This is a genomic window from Aeromicrobium wangtongii, assembly GCF_024584515.1.
Taxonomy (GTDB): Bacteria; Actinomycetota; Actinomycetes; order Propionibacteriales; family Nocardioidaceae; genus Aeromicrobium; species Aeromicrobium wangtongii.
Genome location: NZ_CP102173.1, coordinates 936,113 through 951,865, shown reverse-complemented (window position 1 = coordinate 951,865; position 15,753 = coordinate 936,113). Strand labels below are relative to the sequence as shown.

The 15,753-nt window shown below is 71.4% G+C and carries 14 protein-coding genes and 1 other RNA gene; 5 read left to right on the top strand and 10 right to left on the bottom strand.

Features of this window, described 5'->3' with window-relative positions:
• Positions 1-17 precede the first annotated feature (17 nt).
• Genes NQV15_RS04820 through NQV15_RS04810 form a run of 3 tightly spaced genes read right to left on the bottom strand, consistent with a single transcriptional unit; the run spans position 18 to position 2,567 of the window.
• Positions 18-1,715 carry a DEAD/DEAH box helicase gene (locus NQV15_RS04820; protein ID WP_232398469.1) on the bottom strand — a complete coding sequence of 566 codons (1,698 nt, stop codon included), beginning with the start codon at positions 1,713-1,715 and terminating at the stop codon, positions 18-20.
• Positions 1,705-1,986: a DUF3039 domain-containing protein gene (locus NQV15_RS04815; RefSeq protein ID WP_232398468.1), complete on the bottom strand. Its 282-nt coding sequence runs from the start codon at positions 1,984-1,986 to the stop codon at positions 1,705-1,707. Before NQV15_RS04815 ends, NQV15_RS04820 begins: the two co-directional genes overlap by 11 nt.
• 32 nt (positions 1,987-2,018) lie before the next feature.
• Positions 2,019-2,567 carry a YqgE/AlgH family protein gene (locus NQV15_RS04810; RefSeq protein WP_232398467.1) on the bottom strand — a complete coding sequence of 183 codons (549 nt, stop codon included), beginning with the start codon at positions 2,565-2,567 and terminating at the stop codon, positions 2,019-2,021.
• Positions 2,568-2,634: 67 nt separating this feature from the next.
• On the opposite strand from NQV15_RS04810, the gene NQV15_RS04805 reads away from it, so the two are divergent.
• Complete coding sequence (locus tag NQV15_RS04805) at positions 2,635-3,387, top strand: MerR family transcriptional regulator (protein ID WP_232398466.1); 753 nt, start codon at positions 2,635-2,637, stop codon at positions 3,385-3,387.
• Positions 3,388-3,400: 13 nt separating this feature from the next.
• Here the strand turns inward: NQV15_RS04805 and NQV15_RS04800 are convergent, their stop codons facing one another.
• On the bottom strand, positions 3,401-3,913 hold the full coding sequence (locus tag NQV15_RS04800; protein ID WP_232398465.1) for a hypothetical protein: 513 nt from the start codon (positions 3,911-3,913) through the stop codon (positions 3,401-3,403).
• Between the two features lie 142 nt (positions 3,914-4,055).
• Here NQV15_RS04800 and NQV15_RS04795 point away from each other — a divergent pair, with 142 nt between their 5' ends.
• Positions 4,056-4,712, top strand: a complete 657-nt coding sequence (locus tag NQV15_RS04795) for a TetR/AcrR family transcriptional regulator (protein ID WP_232398464.1) — start codon at positions 4,056-4,058, stop codon at positions 4,710-4,712.
• Between the two features lie 10 nt (positions 4,713-4,722).
• Here NQV15_RS04795 and NQV15_RS04790 read toward each other — a convergent pair whose 3' ends face one another.
• The 3 genes from NQV15_RS04790 to NQV15_RS04780 all read right to left on the bottom strand — a co-directional run bounded on the left by NQV15_RS04790 (position 4,723) and on the right by NQV15_RS04780 (position 6,943).
• Positions 4,723-5,739 (bottom strand): DUF3048 domain-containing protein, encoded by a 1,017-nt coding sequence (locus tag NQV15_RS04790; RefSeq protein ID WP_232398463.1) that lies wholly within the window; start codon positions 5,737-5,739, stop codon positions 4,723-4,725.
• Between the two features lie 79 nt (positions 5,740-5,818).
• Positions 5,819-6,274: a sunset domain-containing protein gene (locus NQV15_RS04785; protein ID WP_232398462.1), complete on the bottom strand. Its 456-nt coding sequence runs from the start codon at positions 6,272-6,274 to the stop codon at positions 5,819-5,821.
• A 3-nt stretch (positions 6,275-6,277) separates the two neighbouring features.
• Positions 6,278-6,943 (bottom strand): hypothetical protein, encoded by a 666-nt coding sequence (locus tag NQV15_RS04780; protein WP_232398461.1) that lies wholly within the window; start codon positions 6,941-6,943, stop codon positions 6,278-6,280.
• 110 nt (positions 6,944-7,053) lie between these two features.
• Between NQV15_RS04780 and NQV15_RS04775 the strand changes: the two genes are divergently transcribed.
• From NQV15_RS04775 to NQV15_RS04765, 3 genes are read left to right on the top strand one after another with little or no spacing between them, the layout of a single operon-like run.
• A complete protein-coding gene (locus NQV15_RS04775; RefSeq protein WP_232398460.1) occupies positions 7,054-11,649 on the top strand; it encodes an ATP-dependent helicase in 4,596 nt (1,531 codons plus the stop codon).
• An 11-nt stretch (positions 11,650-11,660) separates the two neighbouring features.
• Positions 11,661-12,446, top strand: coding sequence for a DNA-formamidopyrimidine glycosylase family protein (locus NQV15_RS04770; RefSeq protein WP_232398459.1), 786 nt, complete (start codon positions 11,661-11,663; stop codon positions 12,444-12,446).
• 35 nt (positions 12,447-12,481) lie between these two features.
• Positions 12,482-13,093 carry a vitamin K epoxide reductase family protein gene (locus NQV15_RS04765; protein WP_232398458.1) on the top strand — a complete coding sequence of 204 codons (612 nt, stop codon included), beginning with the start codon at positions 12,482-12,484 and terminating at the stop codon, positions 13,091-13,093.
• A gap of 4 nt (positions 13,094-13,097) precedes the next feature.
• Here NQV15_RS04765 and NQV15_RS04760 read toward each other — a convergent pair whose 3' ends face one another.
• The 3 genes from NQV15_RS04760 to NQV15_RS04750 all read right to left on the bottom strand — a co-directional run bounded on the left by NQV15_RS04760 (position 13,098) and on the right by NQV15_RS04750 (position 15,731).
• Entirely contained in the window at positions 13,098-13,385 is a 288-nt protein-coding gene (locus NQV15_RS04760; protein ID WP_232398457.1) for a 4a-hydroxytetrahydrobiopterin dehydratase, read from the bottom strand.
• 241 nt (positions 13,386-13,626) lie between these two features.
• Positions 13,627-13,996, bottom strand: a transfer-messenger RNA (tmRNA) gene (ssrA, locus tag NQV15_RS04755).
• Between the two features lie 88 nt (positions 13,997-14,084).
• Positions 14,085-15,731 carry an N-acetylmuramoyl-L-alanine amidase gene (locus NQV15_RS04750; RefSeq protein ID WP_232399790.1) on the bottom strand — a complete coding sequence of 549 codons (1,647 nt, stop codon included), beginning with the start codon at positions 15,729-15,731 and terminating at the stop codon, positions 14,085-14,087.
• Positions 15,732-15,753: the final 22 nt, after the last annotated feature.

Sequence of the window (15,753 nt, the reverse complement as noted above, 5' to 3'; positions counted from 1 at the left end):
CCCAGCGGGGTGGTGGGTCAGCTGGAGGCTTTGAGGGCCCAGGCCCGCAGGGCGTCGATGCGCTCCTGCAGCTGCTCGGAGGACGCCTGGGCGGCCGGCGGGCCACCGCACTGCGCCCGCAGGCGGCTGTGCGTCACCCCGTGCGGCGCCCCGGTGCGGTGGTGCCACGCACCGACCAGCGCCTGCAGCTCACGGCGCAGCTCGCTGCGGCGCTCGAAGGCCACATCAGCGGCGGGAGCCGTGGTCGTCGTGCCTCTCTCGCGGGCGCGCTTGGCCCGGGCCGAGCGCAACAGCTCGGCGACCTGGTCGGGCTCGAGCAGGCCCGGGATGCCCAGGAAGTCCAGCTCGCCCTGGTCGTCGGACAGCGCGTCGTAGCCGAACTCGCCGCCGTCGTAGACGAGGCGGTCGAACGAGGCGTCGCTGGCCAGGGCGCGGTACTGCCCCAGCTGGTCCTCGGAGGCACCGACGTCCTGCTGCGCCTTGGCGAGCAGCTCGGCCTCGGCGGCGAACAGGTCCGTCTCGTCCTTGACCGGTCGGCCGACGACGTGATCGCGCTGCGTCTCCAGGTCGGAGGCGAGCGCCAGCAGTCGCGGCACGCTGGGCAGGAAGATCGAGGCGGTCTCGCCCTTGCGGCGAGCACGCACGAAGCGGCCGACGGCCTGGGCGAAGTACAGCGGGGTCGAGGTCGTGGTCGCGTAGACGCCGACGGCCAGGCGCGGGATGTCGACGCCTTCACTGACCATGCGCACCGCGACCATCCACGGGTCCATGCCGGCCGAGAACTCGGCGATCTTGGCGCTGCTGCCCGCTTCGTCCGACAGCACGACCGTCGGGCGCGTGCCGGTGAGGTCGGCCAGCACCGAGGCGTAGGCGCGTGCGCTGTCCTGGTCGCTGGCGATCACCAGGCCGCCCGCGTCGGGGATGTCGCGGCGCACCTCCTGGAGTCGCTTGTGCGCGGCGCTCAGCACCTCGGGGATCCAGGAGCCGTTGGGGTCCAGCGCGGTGCGCAGGGCCTGCGCCGTGGCCGCCCGGTCGAGCGGCTCCCCAAGTCGTGCGGCGACCTCGTCACCGGCGCGCGTGCGCCAGTGCATCTGCCCCGAGTACGCCATGAACAGGACCGGACGGACGACGCCGTCCTTCAGGGCCTGCCCGTAGCCGTAGGAGTAGTCGGCGACGCTCGTCTTCGAGCCGTCGGACTGCGGCGCGTACGTCACGAACGGGATCGGGTTCTCGTCGGAGCGGAACGGCGTGCCGGTCAGCGCGAGTCGCCGGACGGCCGGCTCGCACGCCTCCTGGATGCCGTCGCCCCACGTCAGCGCGTCACCGGCGTGGTGGACCTCGTCCAGGATGACCATCGTCGAGCGGTGCTCGATGCGGGCCCGGTAGGCATTGGGGTTGACCGCGATGCCCGCGTAGGTCACCGCGAAGCCCTGGAACCCTGCGCCGAGGGCGCCCTGGCTCGGCAGGCCCGGGTCGATCATGATGCCGATGCCGGCAGCCGCCAGCGCCCACTGTGTCTTGAGGTGGTCGGTCGGCGCCACGATGACCACACGCTCGACGACTCCGCGCGCGAGCAGGTCAGCAGCGATCGTCAGGGCGAACGTGGTCTTGCCGGCGCCGGGCGTGGCGACCGTCAGGAAGTCACTCGGTTGCTTGCGCTGGTAGAGGTCGAACGCCTCTCGCTGCCAGACCCGGAGGTGCTGGCTACGCGTCACCCGAGTCGTCCCCCTCGTCGCCCTTGTCCATGCTCTCCCAGATGTCCTTGCACTCCGGGCAGACCGGGAACCGCTGCGGATCGCGGCTGGGTGTCCACACCTTGCCGCACAGCGCGACGACGGGCGTGCCCATGACCATGGCCTCGGTCAGCTCGTCCTTGGGCACGTAGTGCGAGAACTTCTCGTGATCGCCCTCCTCCGTGCGCTGGTCGACGCGCTCATCGGTGCGCTCGTCGAGAGCCGTCTGCGAACCACGTTGGAAGAAAGCCACGTCCCGAGTCTAACGACCGGTTCCGACGTGGCCTAGTTGGCTGAGGGGTCGTCGGGGAATGTCGCCCAGAATCTGACGTCGTCGTCCTGGCGTCGCAGCACATCACGCCACAACGTCTCCGGCTGTGGGGAGATGAGATCTCCCTCACGTGCCTCGACCACGAGCCAGGCGCCCTCCTCGATCTCGGCCTCGAGCTGCTGCGGACCCCATCCGGCGTAGCCGGCGAACACCCGCAGACCGGCCAGCGAACCGCCCGGCGGCAGAGGGCCGTCCAGGTCGACCAGGCCGACGCGCCCGGTCATCTGCTGCCAGCCGTCCGGCGGGACGATGTCGGTGACGACACCCAGGGCAAGGGCCGAGTCGATGCCCACCGGCCCGCCGTCGAACAGGCACACGGGGGCGTTGACCAGATCGGCCCACTCCGGCAGCACGTCCTCGACGTCGGAGTCCAGCGGCCGGTTGACGATCACCCCGAGCGAACCGTCCTCGTCGTGGTCGAGCACGAACACGACGCTGCGCAGGAAGGGGCCCGAGTCGATGACCGGGGTGGCCACCAGCAACGCACCGCTCAGAGCTCCCATGTGTTCCATGATGCCCCCGTCGTCCGTCCGATGGGAGTAGGCAGGGTTCCCGCCTATGATTTCGTGCATGCCCGAGGACCCGACCACCGCCGAGGAGTTCACGGTCGACGAGCTCGCATCCCGCGCCCAGATGACGGTGCGCAACGTGCGGGCCTACGCCGGACGCGGGCTGATCGAGCCACCCCGACTGGTCGGGCGCACCGGCTACTACAACAGGGAGCACCTGCAGCGCCTTCAGCTGATCCGCCAGCTGCTGGAGCGCGGGTTCACGCTGGCCGCGATCGAGAAGGCGATCCACAGCACCCCGCAGAACGCCGCCGGCCACACGCTCGACCTGATGACGATCCTGGACCTGCCCGACGAGGGCGGGGCCGAGATCATGCCGCGCGAGGACCTTGCAGCCCTGGCCGGCGTCGAGCGCGACGACGCGCTGATCGAGTCGATGGTGGGCCTGGGCCTGGTCGAGAAGATCGACGACGACCGGGTGCGCCTGATCGAGCCGACCGTCGTACGGGCCGGTGCGGCAGCCGTCACGATGGGCCTCGCGCCGGAGACGGTGATCGGCATGTTCCCGGTCCTGCAGCAGCATCTGCGCGCGATCACCGACACCTTCGTGCGCGAGGTCGTGGCCGAGCAGATCCAGCCGTTCATCGACGCGGGATTTCCCGAGGACGACTGGGAGCGCATCATCGCGCTGGTCGACGGCCTGCTGCCGATCGCCAGCCAGGTGACGCTGGGCATCTTCCGCAGCGAGTTCCGGCAGTCGATCGAGGTGGAGGTCGGCGAGCAGATCACCGGCCTGGCGGCGCGGCGCCCCTGAGGGCCCCGGATCGTCAGGCGGCGATGGCGCTGCGCAGACGGGCGATGAGCCCGGGGCGGGACGGATCCGCTGCCGCGGGCGTCTGCGCGGGGACGGCCGAGCGCGCCGCGTCCACGATCCGCTGACCGCGCAGGCGCAGGTCCGCACCCCGCACCGGCACACCGGCGGCGGTCGCCAGGTAGCTGAGCTCCTTGGCGAAGGCCTTGCGCAGCGCCGGCTCGTCGCGGTGCGCGTCGAGGAGGGCACGGGCACCGGGCAGATCGGCAGCGGTGCCGACCCACGCCGTGACGGGGACGAGATCGGGCGACTCAGTGCCCTGGGACAGGATCCGTTCCATGTGGCCGCTGAGCCGCTGGAACCACATCATCTGCAGGTCGAAGAGCGCATCGATCTCGGTCGGGAACGCATCGCGACCGCCCTCGACGGAGTCGAGCAGCTCGCCCAGCGTGATCTCCCGCTGGTGGTCGGCGATGGCCAGCATCTGGCGGAGAACGTCCTTGCGACGGTGGTAGGCATCCCAGGTCATGGTGGTGCTCCTTTCTGGTCCGCCGGACCGAGGTTCCATACTCTCGGTACGTACTCTCAGTATGTTCGCCGCTGCCCGCGGACGCCATCCCTGCGGTATGTGATTCGAGGCACGGAGGGACCATCGCCGTAGACTGGCGCACATGTCCCATCCCGCCCGCGTGACCAAGAGCGTCCTGCGCACCGCACGCAAGACCACCAAGAGCTCACGGCGGGCGGACTACTCCTCCAGCACGAAGCGAGCGCTGCTGGACAGCGCCACGAAGCTGTTCACCGATCATGGATATGCCGGCACGTCGCTGGACGAGGTCGTCGCCGCCGCGCGGGTGACCAAGGGAGCGCTGTACCACCACTTCCCCAGCAAGCTCGCGCTGTTCGAGAACGTGTTCCTGCGCCTGCAGGAGTCCACGACGGCGGAGATCGACAAGGCCATCAACGCGTCGAAGGACCCCTGGGAGCGCGCGCAGATCGGTCTGGACAAGTTCCTCGAGGTCTGCCGCCGTCCGCAGTTCCGGCGCATCTGCATGCAGGAGGGCCCCGTGGCCCTCGGCCACGAGGCCTGGCAGGAGGCCGAGAAGCAGTCGACGTTCGGCATCGTGCAGCGCATCGTCGACGACCTGCTGGCCGATCTCGGCGGGGTGGACCAGCTCGGTGGCGCGTTCACCGCGATCTTCTACGGAGCGGTCAAGTCGGCCTCGGAGTTCGTCTCGGACGCCGAGGACCCGGACGCCGCCAGTGAGGACGTCCAGGCCACGATCGGCGCGCTGCTCGCCGGGCTGCGGCTGCTGCCGACCACCTGACGGGGGGCGGTCAGCCCAGCGTGACCGATCCGGCGCCCTGGGGAACCAGCTCGATGAAGGTCTTGCCCGGCGCGATGGTGTACGGCGTGCCGTCCTTGGCGGTGAAGGTCAGCGCCTCGTCGAGGCTGGGCTTGCGCCAGGTCACGGTGTCGACCTGGTTGCCGTGGAACACCATGGCCTCGCCCTTGCCCTCGAACACCGTCTCCGGCACGGGGTTGCCCGCCGGATCCGTGTAACCGGCGTTGCCGACCTTGGCGAACACCACGATCATCGTGTCGGCCTTGAAGTCCTTGTTCGGCGCCGCGTGGCCGTTGGTGCGGACCCACTTGCGGCCGTCCAGCTTCCAGCCGGTCGAGGTCGCGGGTGAGAAACGCACCGTGGCCGCGGTGGCGGTCTTGCCGGTCGCCGGCGCCGGGGCGGCGTCGGCCGGCGACCACGGGAGGTAGGGGCCCTTGATCTTGGTGCGCTTGGCCTTCTTGGCGACGACCTTGAGGTCGATCAGGCGGTTGTACGGGCGGTACTTGGCGGGGTCGCTGCTGAAGCCCGGGGATCCGGCATCCTCGGAGAACACCGTGATGCCCGCGTTCTTGACCTTGTTGTACGCGCCGGTCGCCCCGCCGGACGCCACGATCTGGCCACCCACCGGACCGGCGATGCCGATGTCGCTGGTGCGCAGCGACCGCACGTGCCCGACCTTGGTCGGCAGGCTGGAGTAGAAGAACGCCGCCAGGCGCGTCAGCCCACCCTCGACCAGCTCCTCCATCACGAGGTCGGCCTTGTCCAGGCCGTACTGGGGTGCGCCCGCCGAGGTGTTCTCGATCTTGACGACGAACACCGGGTTGTCCGGACGTCCCTTGCGCAGGGCCTTGCCGGTCAGCGGGGAGATCTCGACCAGCTTGGTCGCCGTGCCCTGGGACGCATCGGGCGATGCCGGCTTGGCGGCCTTGTCGTCGGACGAGGAGGAACAGGCGGTCAGGGTCAGGGCGGCGGCGGACACCGCCACGATCAGGCGCAGCTTGAACTTCATCGGGCCAGCATGCCTCACCGGTGCTGCGCCTCGGCGATGCCCCTCCGGGACGCGAACCGCCGACATCGACCGCGCCGGCCTAGCCATTCTTGGGCTTCCGGAAGCCGGCCGCCTCGGCCGCCTCGACGCTCGTGAACCAGATCGCCGCCTTGGTGCGGGCATATGCGGGGCTGGACGGCGCGTGATAGATCTTCGAGCCCTTGCTGACCTTGACCACGTGCTCCACCGACGGCGCCAGGCCGCCGGGCAGGGGCAGCGCGGACCCGGGATGAGGGCCGGGGACGACCGCCGGCTCGGGCTCGGGCTCGGGCTCCGGCTCGGGCTCGGGCTCCGGCTCGGGCTCGGGCTCCGGCTCGGGTTCCTCGACGGGCGCGGGTTCCTCGACCGCCGTGGGCACCGCCTCGACCTCGCGATCCGGCGCCGTCGTCGACCGCGCCCGGTAGACCAGCTCGCGGGACATCCAGCCCAGCGCGAAGGCCAGCACCGCGGTCAGCAGCAGCCAGACGGCGATCTCGCCGATCGTGTACGCGGACACGGCCTACACCCCCGTCCGGCGGGCGACGTCGAGCGTCTCGACGAGGCGCAGGCCCGGCACCTGGTCGGTGAGCCGCTGCACGATCCGCGACCGGGTGGACGCGTCGACCACCCGTCCGCCGACGTGCAGGGTCCCGTCGCCGGGGATGTCCAGCTCGAGGCCGGCGACGGCGGCGACGGTGCGCAGCACAGCGGGCAGCGATGCGACCCACGGCGCCGCGTCGACGGAGCGATCCACCTTCACGTCCCCGACGACCCGGGTGGCCAGGCCGCTGGCCACCGCGATCTTGAGGTCTGCGGCGTCATCGGGGGACGGCACCGCGCCGCTGATCTCGACATCGTCGCCGGCTCGGTCCAGCGCGAAGCGGGAGGCGCCGTGCAGCGGTGCGTCGTGGTCGACCGCGCGATCGACGCTGCGCACGCCCGGCAGGGCAGCCACGAGCGATGACGCCATCCGGGCCTCGACGTCGTTGCCGCCCGAGAGGTGGGCCTCGCGTCCGCGGAAGTCGACGCGCACATCGTCCAGGCCGGATGCCGTCAGGGCCGTCTCGGCGCGGTGCCGCAAGTCGTCGGCGACCGACCGGGAGCCCATGACGGACCCCACGGCGATGACCCCGAGGAGAGCTGTCACCACGAGCGCGACGGCTCGTTTGAGGGAACGGTCAGACACGTGCGGGAGTCCCCCTGGGTCGAGCGGCGCTTCGAATCACAGCCTATCGGCTCCCCTGCACCGACCCAAGACGCCGAGCAGTTGTGGGTGCCGGCTGGGACGATGGAGGCATGACCGACGCGCTGGATGCCTTCGCCCCCGCGACGCGCGCCTGGTTCAGCGAGTCCTTCGACGGCCCGACCCCCGCCCAGAAAGGCGCCTGGCGTGGCGTGCAGGGCGACGCGCACGTGCTCGTCGTCGCACCCACCGGTTCCGGCAAGACGCTGGCGGCCTTCCTGTCGGCGATCGACCGGCTGATGCACGCCGGCGACCCGGCCGCCGACGACGAGCCAGGCACCCGGGTGCTGTACATCTCCCCGCTGAAGGCGCTCGCTGTCGACGTCGAGCGCAATCTGCGCTCCCCGCTGGTCGGCATCACCCAGGCCGCGGCCCGGCGCGGCGACACCTTCCGCGAGGTCACGGTCGGCGTCCGGTCGGGCGACACCTCGCAGCGCGACCGCCGGGCCCTGGTGACGCATCCGCCCGACATCCTGATCACGACCCCCGAGTCGCTGTTCCTGATGCTCACCTCCGCCGCCCGCGAGACGCTGCGGACCGTCGACACGGTCATCATCGACGAGATCCACGCCGTCGCCGGCACCAAGCGCGGCGCCCACCTGGCAGTCTCCCTGGAGCGCCTCGACGCGCTGCTGACCGCGCCGGCCCGGCGGATCGGGCTGAGCGCCACCGTGCGCCCGCACGACGAGGTCGCCCGCTTCCTGGCCGGCTCGGCCCGGGTCCAGGTCGTGGCGCCCGAGGCGGCGACCCGCCTGGCCCTCGAGGTCGAGGTCCCGGTCGACGACATGACCCAGATCCCCGGGGTGTCCCGCGACGAGGGCAGCGCGGCGCGCGCCCTGGAGGACGATCAGCCCCGCGGCAGCATCTGGCCCCACGTGGAGGGTGCTGTCATGCACCGGGTGCTCGAGCACCGCTCGACGATCATCTTCGTCAACTCCCGCGGTGTCGCCGAGCGCCTGACGGCCCGTCTCAACGAGGCCTACGCCGATCACCTGGGCCTCGAGGTCGACGCAGCCCCCGGCCGCTCCCCCGCGCAGCTCATGGGCGGCAGCGCGCAGAGCCGTCCCGCACCCGCCGACGGCAGCGCGCCCGTGCTGGCCCGCGCGCACCACGGCTCGGTCAGCAAGGAGCAGCGCGCGCTCATCGAGGACGAGCTGAAGTCGGGGCGGCTGCGCTGCGTCGTGGCCACGTCGAGCCTCGAGCTGGGCATCGACATGGGCGCGGTCGACCTGGTCATCCAGGTGTCGTCCCCGCCATCGGTCGCCAGCGGGCTGCAGCGGGTCGGCCGGGCCGGTCACCAGGTCGGTGAGATCTCCCAGGGGGTGATGTACCCGACGTCGCGGCCCGATCTGCTGGGCGCGACGGTCACCACCGCACGGATGCAGCAGGGGCTGATCGAGCGGCTCGACGTCCCCGCGAACCCGCTGGACATCCTGGCCCAGCAGACGGTCGCCGCGACGGCCCTGGAGCCGCTGGACGTCGAGGAGTGGTTCGACACGGTGCGCCGCAGCGCCCCGTTCGCCACCCTGCCGCGGTCGGCGTACGACGCGACCCTCGACCTGTTGTCGGGCCGCTACCCGTCCGACGAGTTCGCCGAGCTGCGCCCCCGCCTGGTGTGGGACCGCGACGCGGGCACCATCACCGGGCGGCCCGGCGCCCAGCGGCTGGCCGTCACCAGCGGCGGGACGATCCCCGATCGCGGCATGTTCGGGGTCTACCTCGCCGCCGGCACCGAGGAGGCAGGGCCCCGCAAGGTCGGAGAGCTCGACGAGGAGATGGTCTACGAGTCGCGCATCAACGACGTCTTCGCGCTCGGCGCGACCAGCTGGCGCATCCTGGAGATCACCCACGACCGGGTCAACGTCGTGCCCGCCTTCGGGCAGCCCGCCCGGCTGCCGTTCTGGAAGGGCGATGCGATCGGCCGTCCCTACGAGCTCGGCGAGGCGATCGGCGCCTTCGTCCGCGAGGCATCCGCGCTGACCCCCGACGTGCTCGCCGAACGCACCGCGGCGCTGGGCCTGGACCGGCGGGCCGCCGACAACCTCGGCGCCTATCTGCGCGACCAGAAGGAGGCGACCGGTCAGGTGCCGTCCGACCGCACCCTGCTGGTCGAGCGCTTCCGCGACGAGCTCGGCGACTGGCGGGTCGTCCTGCACTCCCCCTTCGGCCGGCGGGTGCACGCTCCTTGGGCCCTGGCGGTCGGCGCCCGGATCGTCGAGCGGTACGGCATGGACGGATCGGTCGTGGCCAGCGATGACGGCATCGTCGCGCGCATCCCCGACACCGAGACCGAGCCGCCGGGCGCCGAGCTGTTCGTGTTCGACACCGACGAGCTCGACACGATCGTGACCGCCGAGGTCGGCAGCTCGGCACTGTTCGCGTCCCGCTTCCGGGAGTGCGCCTCCCGCGCGCTGCTGCTGCCACGACGCAATCCGGGCTCGCGCGCCCCGCTGTGGCAGCAGCGGCAGCGGTCCGCCCAGCTGCTCGACGTGGCCCGCAAGTACCCGACCTTCCCGATCCTGCTCGAGACGGCCCGCGAGTGCCTGCAGGACGTCTACGACCTGCCGTCCCTCACCGCGCTGTCGAAGCGCCTGGCGTCCCGCGAGGTGCAGATCGCCGAGGTCACCACCGAGCGGGCCTCCCCGTTCGCCCAGAACCTGCTGTTCGGCTACGTCGCGGCCTTCCTCTACGAGGGCGACACGCCGCTGGCCGAGCGCCGCGCCTCCGCGCTGATGCTCGACCCGACGTTGCTGGCCGAGCTGTTGGGCCGGGCCGAGCTGCGCGAGCTGCTCGACCCGACGGTGCTCGAGCGCACCGAGCTGGAGCTGCAGCGGCTCACCGACGACCGGCTCGCCAAGGACGTCGAGGGCGTCGCCGACCTGCTGCGCCTGCTGGGTCCGCTGTCCACCGACGAGGTGCGGGCGCGCGTCCAGCCTGACCTGGCCGATCACGTCCCCACCTGGCTGGCCGAGCTGCAGGACGCCCGCCGGGTCATCGAGGTGGCGATGGCCGGCGACGTGCGCTGGGCCGTCGTCGAGGACGCCGGACGGCTGCGCGATGCGCTCGGCGTCGTGGTGCCGCTAGGCGTCTCCGAGGCGTACCTCGAGGTCGTGGCAGACCCGCTGCTCGACCTGGTGTCGCGGCACACCCGCACCCACGGGCCGTTCACCAGCGCCGACGTGGCGCAGCGCTTCGGGATCGGCGTCGCCGTCGCCGACCAGGTCCTGCGCCGGCTGTCCCGCGACGGCCGCCTCACCGAGGGCGAGTTCCGCCCGCAGGCCACCGGCAGCGAGTGGGTCGAGCCCGGTGTGCTGCGACGGCTCCGCTCGCGCTCGCTGGCGGCAGCCCGCCACCAGGTCGAGCCGGTCGACCCCCTGACGTTCGCGCGCTTCCTGCCCGGCTGGCAGGGCGTCGGCGGCACCATCCGCGGTGCCGAGGGCGTCCTGGCCACGATCGACCAGCTCGCCGGCCTGGCCCTGCCCGCCTCCGCCTGGGAGTCCCTCGTCCTGCCCGCCCGCGTCCGCGACTACTCCCCCGGGATGCTCGACGAGCTGACGTCCGCCGGTGAGGTGGTGTGGTCCGGGGCCGGCACCCTCCCCGGCAACGACGGCTGGGTGCAGCTGCACCCGGCCGACTTCGTGGTGCGCGCGGCCGGCGCGCAGGCCGTCGACCCGCCCGACCCCGACTCCCTGCAGGCAGCGGTCGCCGAGGCTCTCGACGGTGGCGGCGCGTTCCTCTTCCGCCAGCTGGTCGAGTCCCTGGCCGCGCAGCGACCCGACGGTGCCGACCACGCGGAGGTCGCCAAGGCGCTGTGGGACCTCGTCTGGTCCGGGCGGGTCAGCAACGACACCTTCGCCCCGGTCCGGACGCTGGTCGGGCGCGGTGGCGCCCACCGGACGTCCCGACCCGCGCCACGCGCCCGCCTGCACGGGCGCCGCGTGCGGTCGCCGCGAGTCGCGTCGCAGGGGCCGCCGACGGTCAGCGGGCGCTGGTTCACGCTCACCGAGACCGCGGGCGACTCCACGAGCCTGCAGCTGGCCCGCACCGAGGCGCTGGTGGGCCGGTACGGCGTCGTGACCCGCGGCTCGGTCATGGCCGAGCAGACACCGGGGGGCTTCGCCGCCGTCTACCGGGTCCTGCGCGAGCTGGAGCAGACCGGCGCGGTGCTGCGCGGCTACTACGTCGAGACGCTGGGCGCCGCGCAGTTCGGGGCACCGGCGACCGTCGACCGCATGCGCGCCTTCGTCCTCGAGGACGACCGGCCCACCGACGCACCCGCGCTGACGCTCGCGGCGACCGATCCGGCCAATCCCTACGGAGCGGCCCTGCCGTGGCCGGAGCGCGCAGCCGACGACGAAGGCACCCGGCACCGTCCCGCCCGCAAGGCCGGCTCGATCGTCGTGCTGCACGACGGCCGCCTGGTGCTGTACCTGGAACGCGGCGGCAAGAAGGCCCTGGTCTTCGACGACGACCCGGCCCGTCTGGCGGCTGCCGCGCGCTCGCTGGTGGCGACGGTGCGCGCACGGCGCATCCACCGTCTGGCGATCGAGTCGGCCGGCGGTCAGCCGGTGGCCGGCTCACCCCTGGGTGAGGCCCTGCTGGAGGCCGGTTTCGAGCGCAGCATCAAGGGCGTGCGGCTCGATGCCTGAACAGCCGAGGCATGGTCATGCCGGAGGGTGACACCGTCTGGCGCACGGCCCACCGCCTGCATGATGCGCTGGCCGGCCAGGAGCTGCTGTGCACCGACTTCAGGGTGCCGGCGTTCGCGACCGTCGACCTGTCCGGGGAGGTCGTCGACGAGGTCGTCAGCCGCGGCAAGCACCTGCTGATCCGCACCGGGCAGCACTCGATCCACTCGCACCTGAAGATGGAGGGCGCCTGGCACCTCTACCGCCACGGCACCGACTGGCGCCGGCCCGGGCACTCGGCGCGCGCCGTCCTGGAGAACGCGCAGTGGCAGGCCGTGGGCTACTCGCTGGGCATCCTGGAGGTGCTCGACCTCGACGACGAGGAGTCCGCCGTCGGCCACCTCGGCCCCGATCTGCTCGGCCCCGACTGGGACCTGGACGAGGCGGTCCGCCGCACCTCCGCCGACCAGCAGCGACCGGTCTTCCTCGCGCTGCTGGACCAGCGCAATCTCGCCGGATTCGGCAACGAGTACGTCAACGAGCTCCTGTTCATCCAGGGGCTGCGGCCCACCCGCCCGGTCGGCGAGGTCGCCGACCTGCGCCGCGTCATCTCCCGCGGCCAGCGGATGCTCGACGTCAACAAGTCGCGCATCGACCGCTCGTTCACCGGCAGCGCGCGCACCGGCGAGGAGCGTTGGGTCTACGGCCGGGAGCGCAGCCGCTGCCGCCGGTGCGGCACCCGCATCCAGACCGGCCAGCTCGGCGACCGGCCGACCGCCGAGCGCAACACGTTCTGGTGCCCGCACTGCCAGACGTGACCGGCGCTGCACCCTGGTCGCCTAGAATCGATGTCATGACCGACCAGCTGGTGGCAGAGCACTCCGAGCCCGACACGTACGAACCGGTCGACCGTGGACTCGGCTGGCTGCTGACGATCGGCGGTGCGATCGGCCTGTTCTCGGCCGCGATGCTGGTCATCGAGAAGATCGAGTTCCTCAAGGACCCCGACAAGGCCCTCGGGTGCGACATCAACGCCTTCGTCAGCTGTGGCGGTGTCATCAACACCCCCGAGGCATCGGTCTTCGGCTTCCCCAACCCGCTGATGGGTGTCGTCGGCTTCGCGATCGTGGCGACCCTCGGGGTGCTGATGATCGCCAAGGTGCAGCTGCCGGACTTCGTCTGGCTGGGGCTCCAGGCCGGCGCCCTGTTCGGCGTCGGGTTCATCACCTGGCTGCAGACGCAGAGCATCTACGACATCCAGAAGCTCTGCCCGTGGTGCATGGTCGTGTGGACGGTCATGATCGCGATCTTCGTGTGGCTCACCGCCCGCAACCTGCGCGAGTTCCTGCCGGGCAACCCCGTCTCGCGCTTCGTCAGCGACTGGACGCTGCTGATCAACGTGCTCTGGTACGTCGTGGTGATCGCGGCGATCTGGTTCCAGTTCGGCTCCGACCTCTGGGCCTGAGCGCTCAGCTGGCGGCCGCGAGCCGCTCGAGGATGCGTGCCAGCTGCACGTCGCGGTTGGTCACTCCGCCGGCGTCGTGGCTCAGCAACCGGATGTCGACCCGGTTGTAGACATTGGTCCACTCCGGGTGGTGATCCAGCTCGTTGATGCAGCCCGACGCCCGGTTGATGAAGGCGATCGCGGCGTCGAAATCGGCGAACTCGTACGACTTCACGATCGCCTCGCCCTCCTGCGACCACCCGGGCAGTCCGGTGAGAGCGGTTTCGATCTGGTCATCGCTGAACGGGGTCATTGGCTCACGGTATCCACGCCGCGGGCCAGCGCAAGTGTTTTCGGGCTTCTGGGCTGCTGGGATCCCTTGCGGGGATCGCTTGCGGGGGGCTGCGGGGATCCCTTGCGGGACGGCGGCCGGTGGCGGCTTCGCCGCGAAGGGCCGCCGTGTCGATGGGGCCCACTCGATTCCCCGCATGGGTCGCCAATGAGAAATGCCCCCTGCCAACCCAAGAACGGGGTTGGCAGGGGGCATTTCTCATTGGTGGAGCTGCGGGGAATCGAACCCCGGTCCTACGGCGCTGAGTCAGGGCTTCTCCGGGTGCAGTCCGTCTAGTCGCTTTTCTCAGCCCCGGCGCTCGGACAGACGCGTCGCCGACGGGCTCAGTCACAGAAAAGTCCCGATCACACGCTGTGACGCCGTGTGATCAGCAAGTCCCCTTGATGAGACTGGCGATCCGGAGCAGGGACGCCCCCGGGCCAGCCCTTCACTTATCGCTTAAGCAGCGAGAGCGAAGTCAGTGCGCTTTGAATCGGCACTTGTTGGTTTCCAGAGATCGTTAAAGAGATAACCCTGGATCCTCTACCCGCTTCACCTGAATCGAACGACCTTAGTCGAAACCGATCAGCCCCTCTTGAGTTTTCAAACCGCTGCCGAAGCAACGCTTCCATCCTACTGCACGACAACGACACGTCCCCGCGAGAAATTCCGGCCAGCTGCTCAGCGCAGGATCCGCACCGCCTTGGACGTCGCGCGGACGTCGTCGGCATTGACCGACGATGCCGTCACGGAGAAGCGCAGGCGATGGCCGACATCCTGCGGGGTCGGGGTGTAGGCCGCTGAGCTGGCGCCCGGGATCGGCCGCCCGTCACGCAACCAGCGGAACCGCAGCGTGACCGTCCCGCCCGACCACACACCGGGACGGGCGGTCAACCGTCCACCGACCCATCGCTGGCCCGACACCGTCGGACGGGCACGGCGCACGATCACGGCCGGCTCGTGCACTTCGACGTCCGCAGCACGCACGAAGAGGATCCGGTGCGCGACAGCCACCTGGTAGTAGACGTCGCGGCCCCCGACGACGGTGCGGTCCCCCGGGCGCGTGCCGTCGAACGTCCCGGCGCCGTAGACGTCGGTGACGACCTTGCGGTCGGTCAGGACGTACTGCTGGCCGGGCTTGAGCGTGTACTCCACCGGCGTCGCCAGCGGCCGTCCGGCGGGCGACCGGTAGGCCGTCGCCTCGGGATACGCACGACCGTAGACCGGAGCGCTGGGCAGGCCCGGCCTGACCGTCACCGTGGGACGCGCCGTCCGGACCAGCACCGGCCGGGACGACGGGTTGTGGATCCACGCCAGCTCACCGGCCCACGCGACCTGCACCCACTCGCCCTGCTTCGCCGCGACCACCAGCCGGGTGCCGGCCTGCGCGCGGGCGCTGACGTCGTTGACCGCCGTCGTCCCGTCGGCGCTCCCGGTCGGGTGGGAGCCCACGTCCTTGGCCAGCGGGGACAGCTCGTCGGGCGCCTGGTGCAGCGCGGCGAAGTTCGTCGGCGCGCCCGGCCAGCACGGGCCGGAACCCGGCGACTGCTCCTCGCACTGCGTCAGCGTGTTCGGGTTGCCGTCGTATCCGGGCCGGACCGTCACCACGTCGCCGACCCGCACCGCCCCGGCCCGCGACTTCTTCCCACCGATCGGTGCCCCCAACAGGTCGAAGTAGTGCTCCCAGTCCCAGAACGGCCCCGGATCCCAGTGCGAGCCCCGGGTCGCGCCCATCGTGGCGCCGGGCACCTGGTCGTGGCCGATGATGTGGGCCGGGTTGAGTGGGATGCCGTACTTCTTGGCCAGGTACCGCACCAGCGCGGCCGACTGCCGGTACATCGCCTCGGTGTACCAGCCCCCGGTGCCGGCCTTGCCCTCGTGCTCGATGCCGATCGAGTGCATGTTGACGTACCAGTTGCCGGCGTGCCAGCCGATGTCCTTGGCGTCCAGGTGCTGCGCGATGTGGCCGTCGCCCGAGCGGATCGTGTAGTTCCACGCCAGGTACGCCGGGTCCTGGGCCAGCCGCACCGAGCCGTCGTAGCTGCCCTCTGTGTCGTGGATGACGATGTACTTCAGCTTCGGTCCGCCCGGGCCGGTGCGGTCGGCGATGGAGTGGTTGCCGTAGTCGCCCGTCGAGTCCGGATCGTCCGGGTCGGCCTTCTCGTACGGGGCGGGCAGCCACTCGCAGCCGAGCTGCGGCGGGCAGTCCGCCACCGGCCGGGGCTTCGCCACGGCGTCACCCTCGGCAGCCACGGCGCTCGGCACCAGCCCCGAGGCCAGTGCGATGCCGACCACGACAGCCGCAGCGCGTGCAGCGCGAGTACCCATCACGAACGACCCCCAAGAAATC

Excerpts from the sequence above, each read along its gene's own strand:
- NQV15_RS04810 (WP_232398467.1), bottom strand. The coding sequence starts at position 2,567 with ATGGGAGCTCTGAGCGGTGCGTTGCTGGTGGCCACCCCGGTCATCGAC.
- NQV15_RS04805 (WP_232398466.1), top strand. The coding sequence starts at position 2,635 with ATGCCCGAGGACCCGACCACCGCCGAGGAGTTCACGGTCGACGAGCTC.
- NQV15_RS04800 (WP_232398465.1), bottom strand. The coding sequence starts at position 3,913 with ATGACCTGGGATGCCTACCACCGTCGCAAGGACGTTCTCCGCCAGATG.
- NQV15_RS04795 (WP_232398464.1), top strand. The coding sequence starts at position 4,056 with ATGTCCCATCCCGCCCGCGTGACCAAGAGCGTCCTGCGCACCGCACGC.
- NQV15_RS04790 (WP_232398463.1), bottom strand. The coding sequence starts at position 5,739 with ATGAAGTTCAAGCTGCGCCTGATCGTGGCGGTGTCCGCCGCCGCCCTG.
- NQV15_RS04775 (WP_232398460.1), top strand. The coding sequence starts at position 7,054 with ATGACCGACGCGCTGGATGCCTTCGCCCCCGCGACGCGCGCCTGGTTC.
- NQV15_RS04770 (WP_232398459.1), top strand. The coding sequence starts at position 11,661 with ATGGTCATGCCGGAGGGTGACACCGTCTGGCGCACGGCCCACCGCCTG.
- NQV15_RS04765 (WP_232398458.1), top strand. The coding sequence starts at position 12,482 with ATGACCGACCAGCTGGTGGCAGAGCACTCCGAGCCCGACACGTACGAA.
- NQV15_RS04760 (WP_232398457.1), bottom strand. The coding sequence starts at position 13,385 with ATGACCCCGTTCAGCGATGACCAGATCGAAACCGCTCTCACCGGACTG.
- NQV15_RS04750 (WP_232399790.1), bottom strand. The coding sequence starts at position 15,731 with ATGGGTACTCGCGCTGCACGCGCTGCGGCTGTCGTGGTCGGCATCGCA.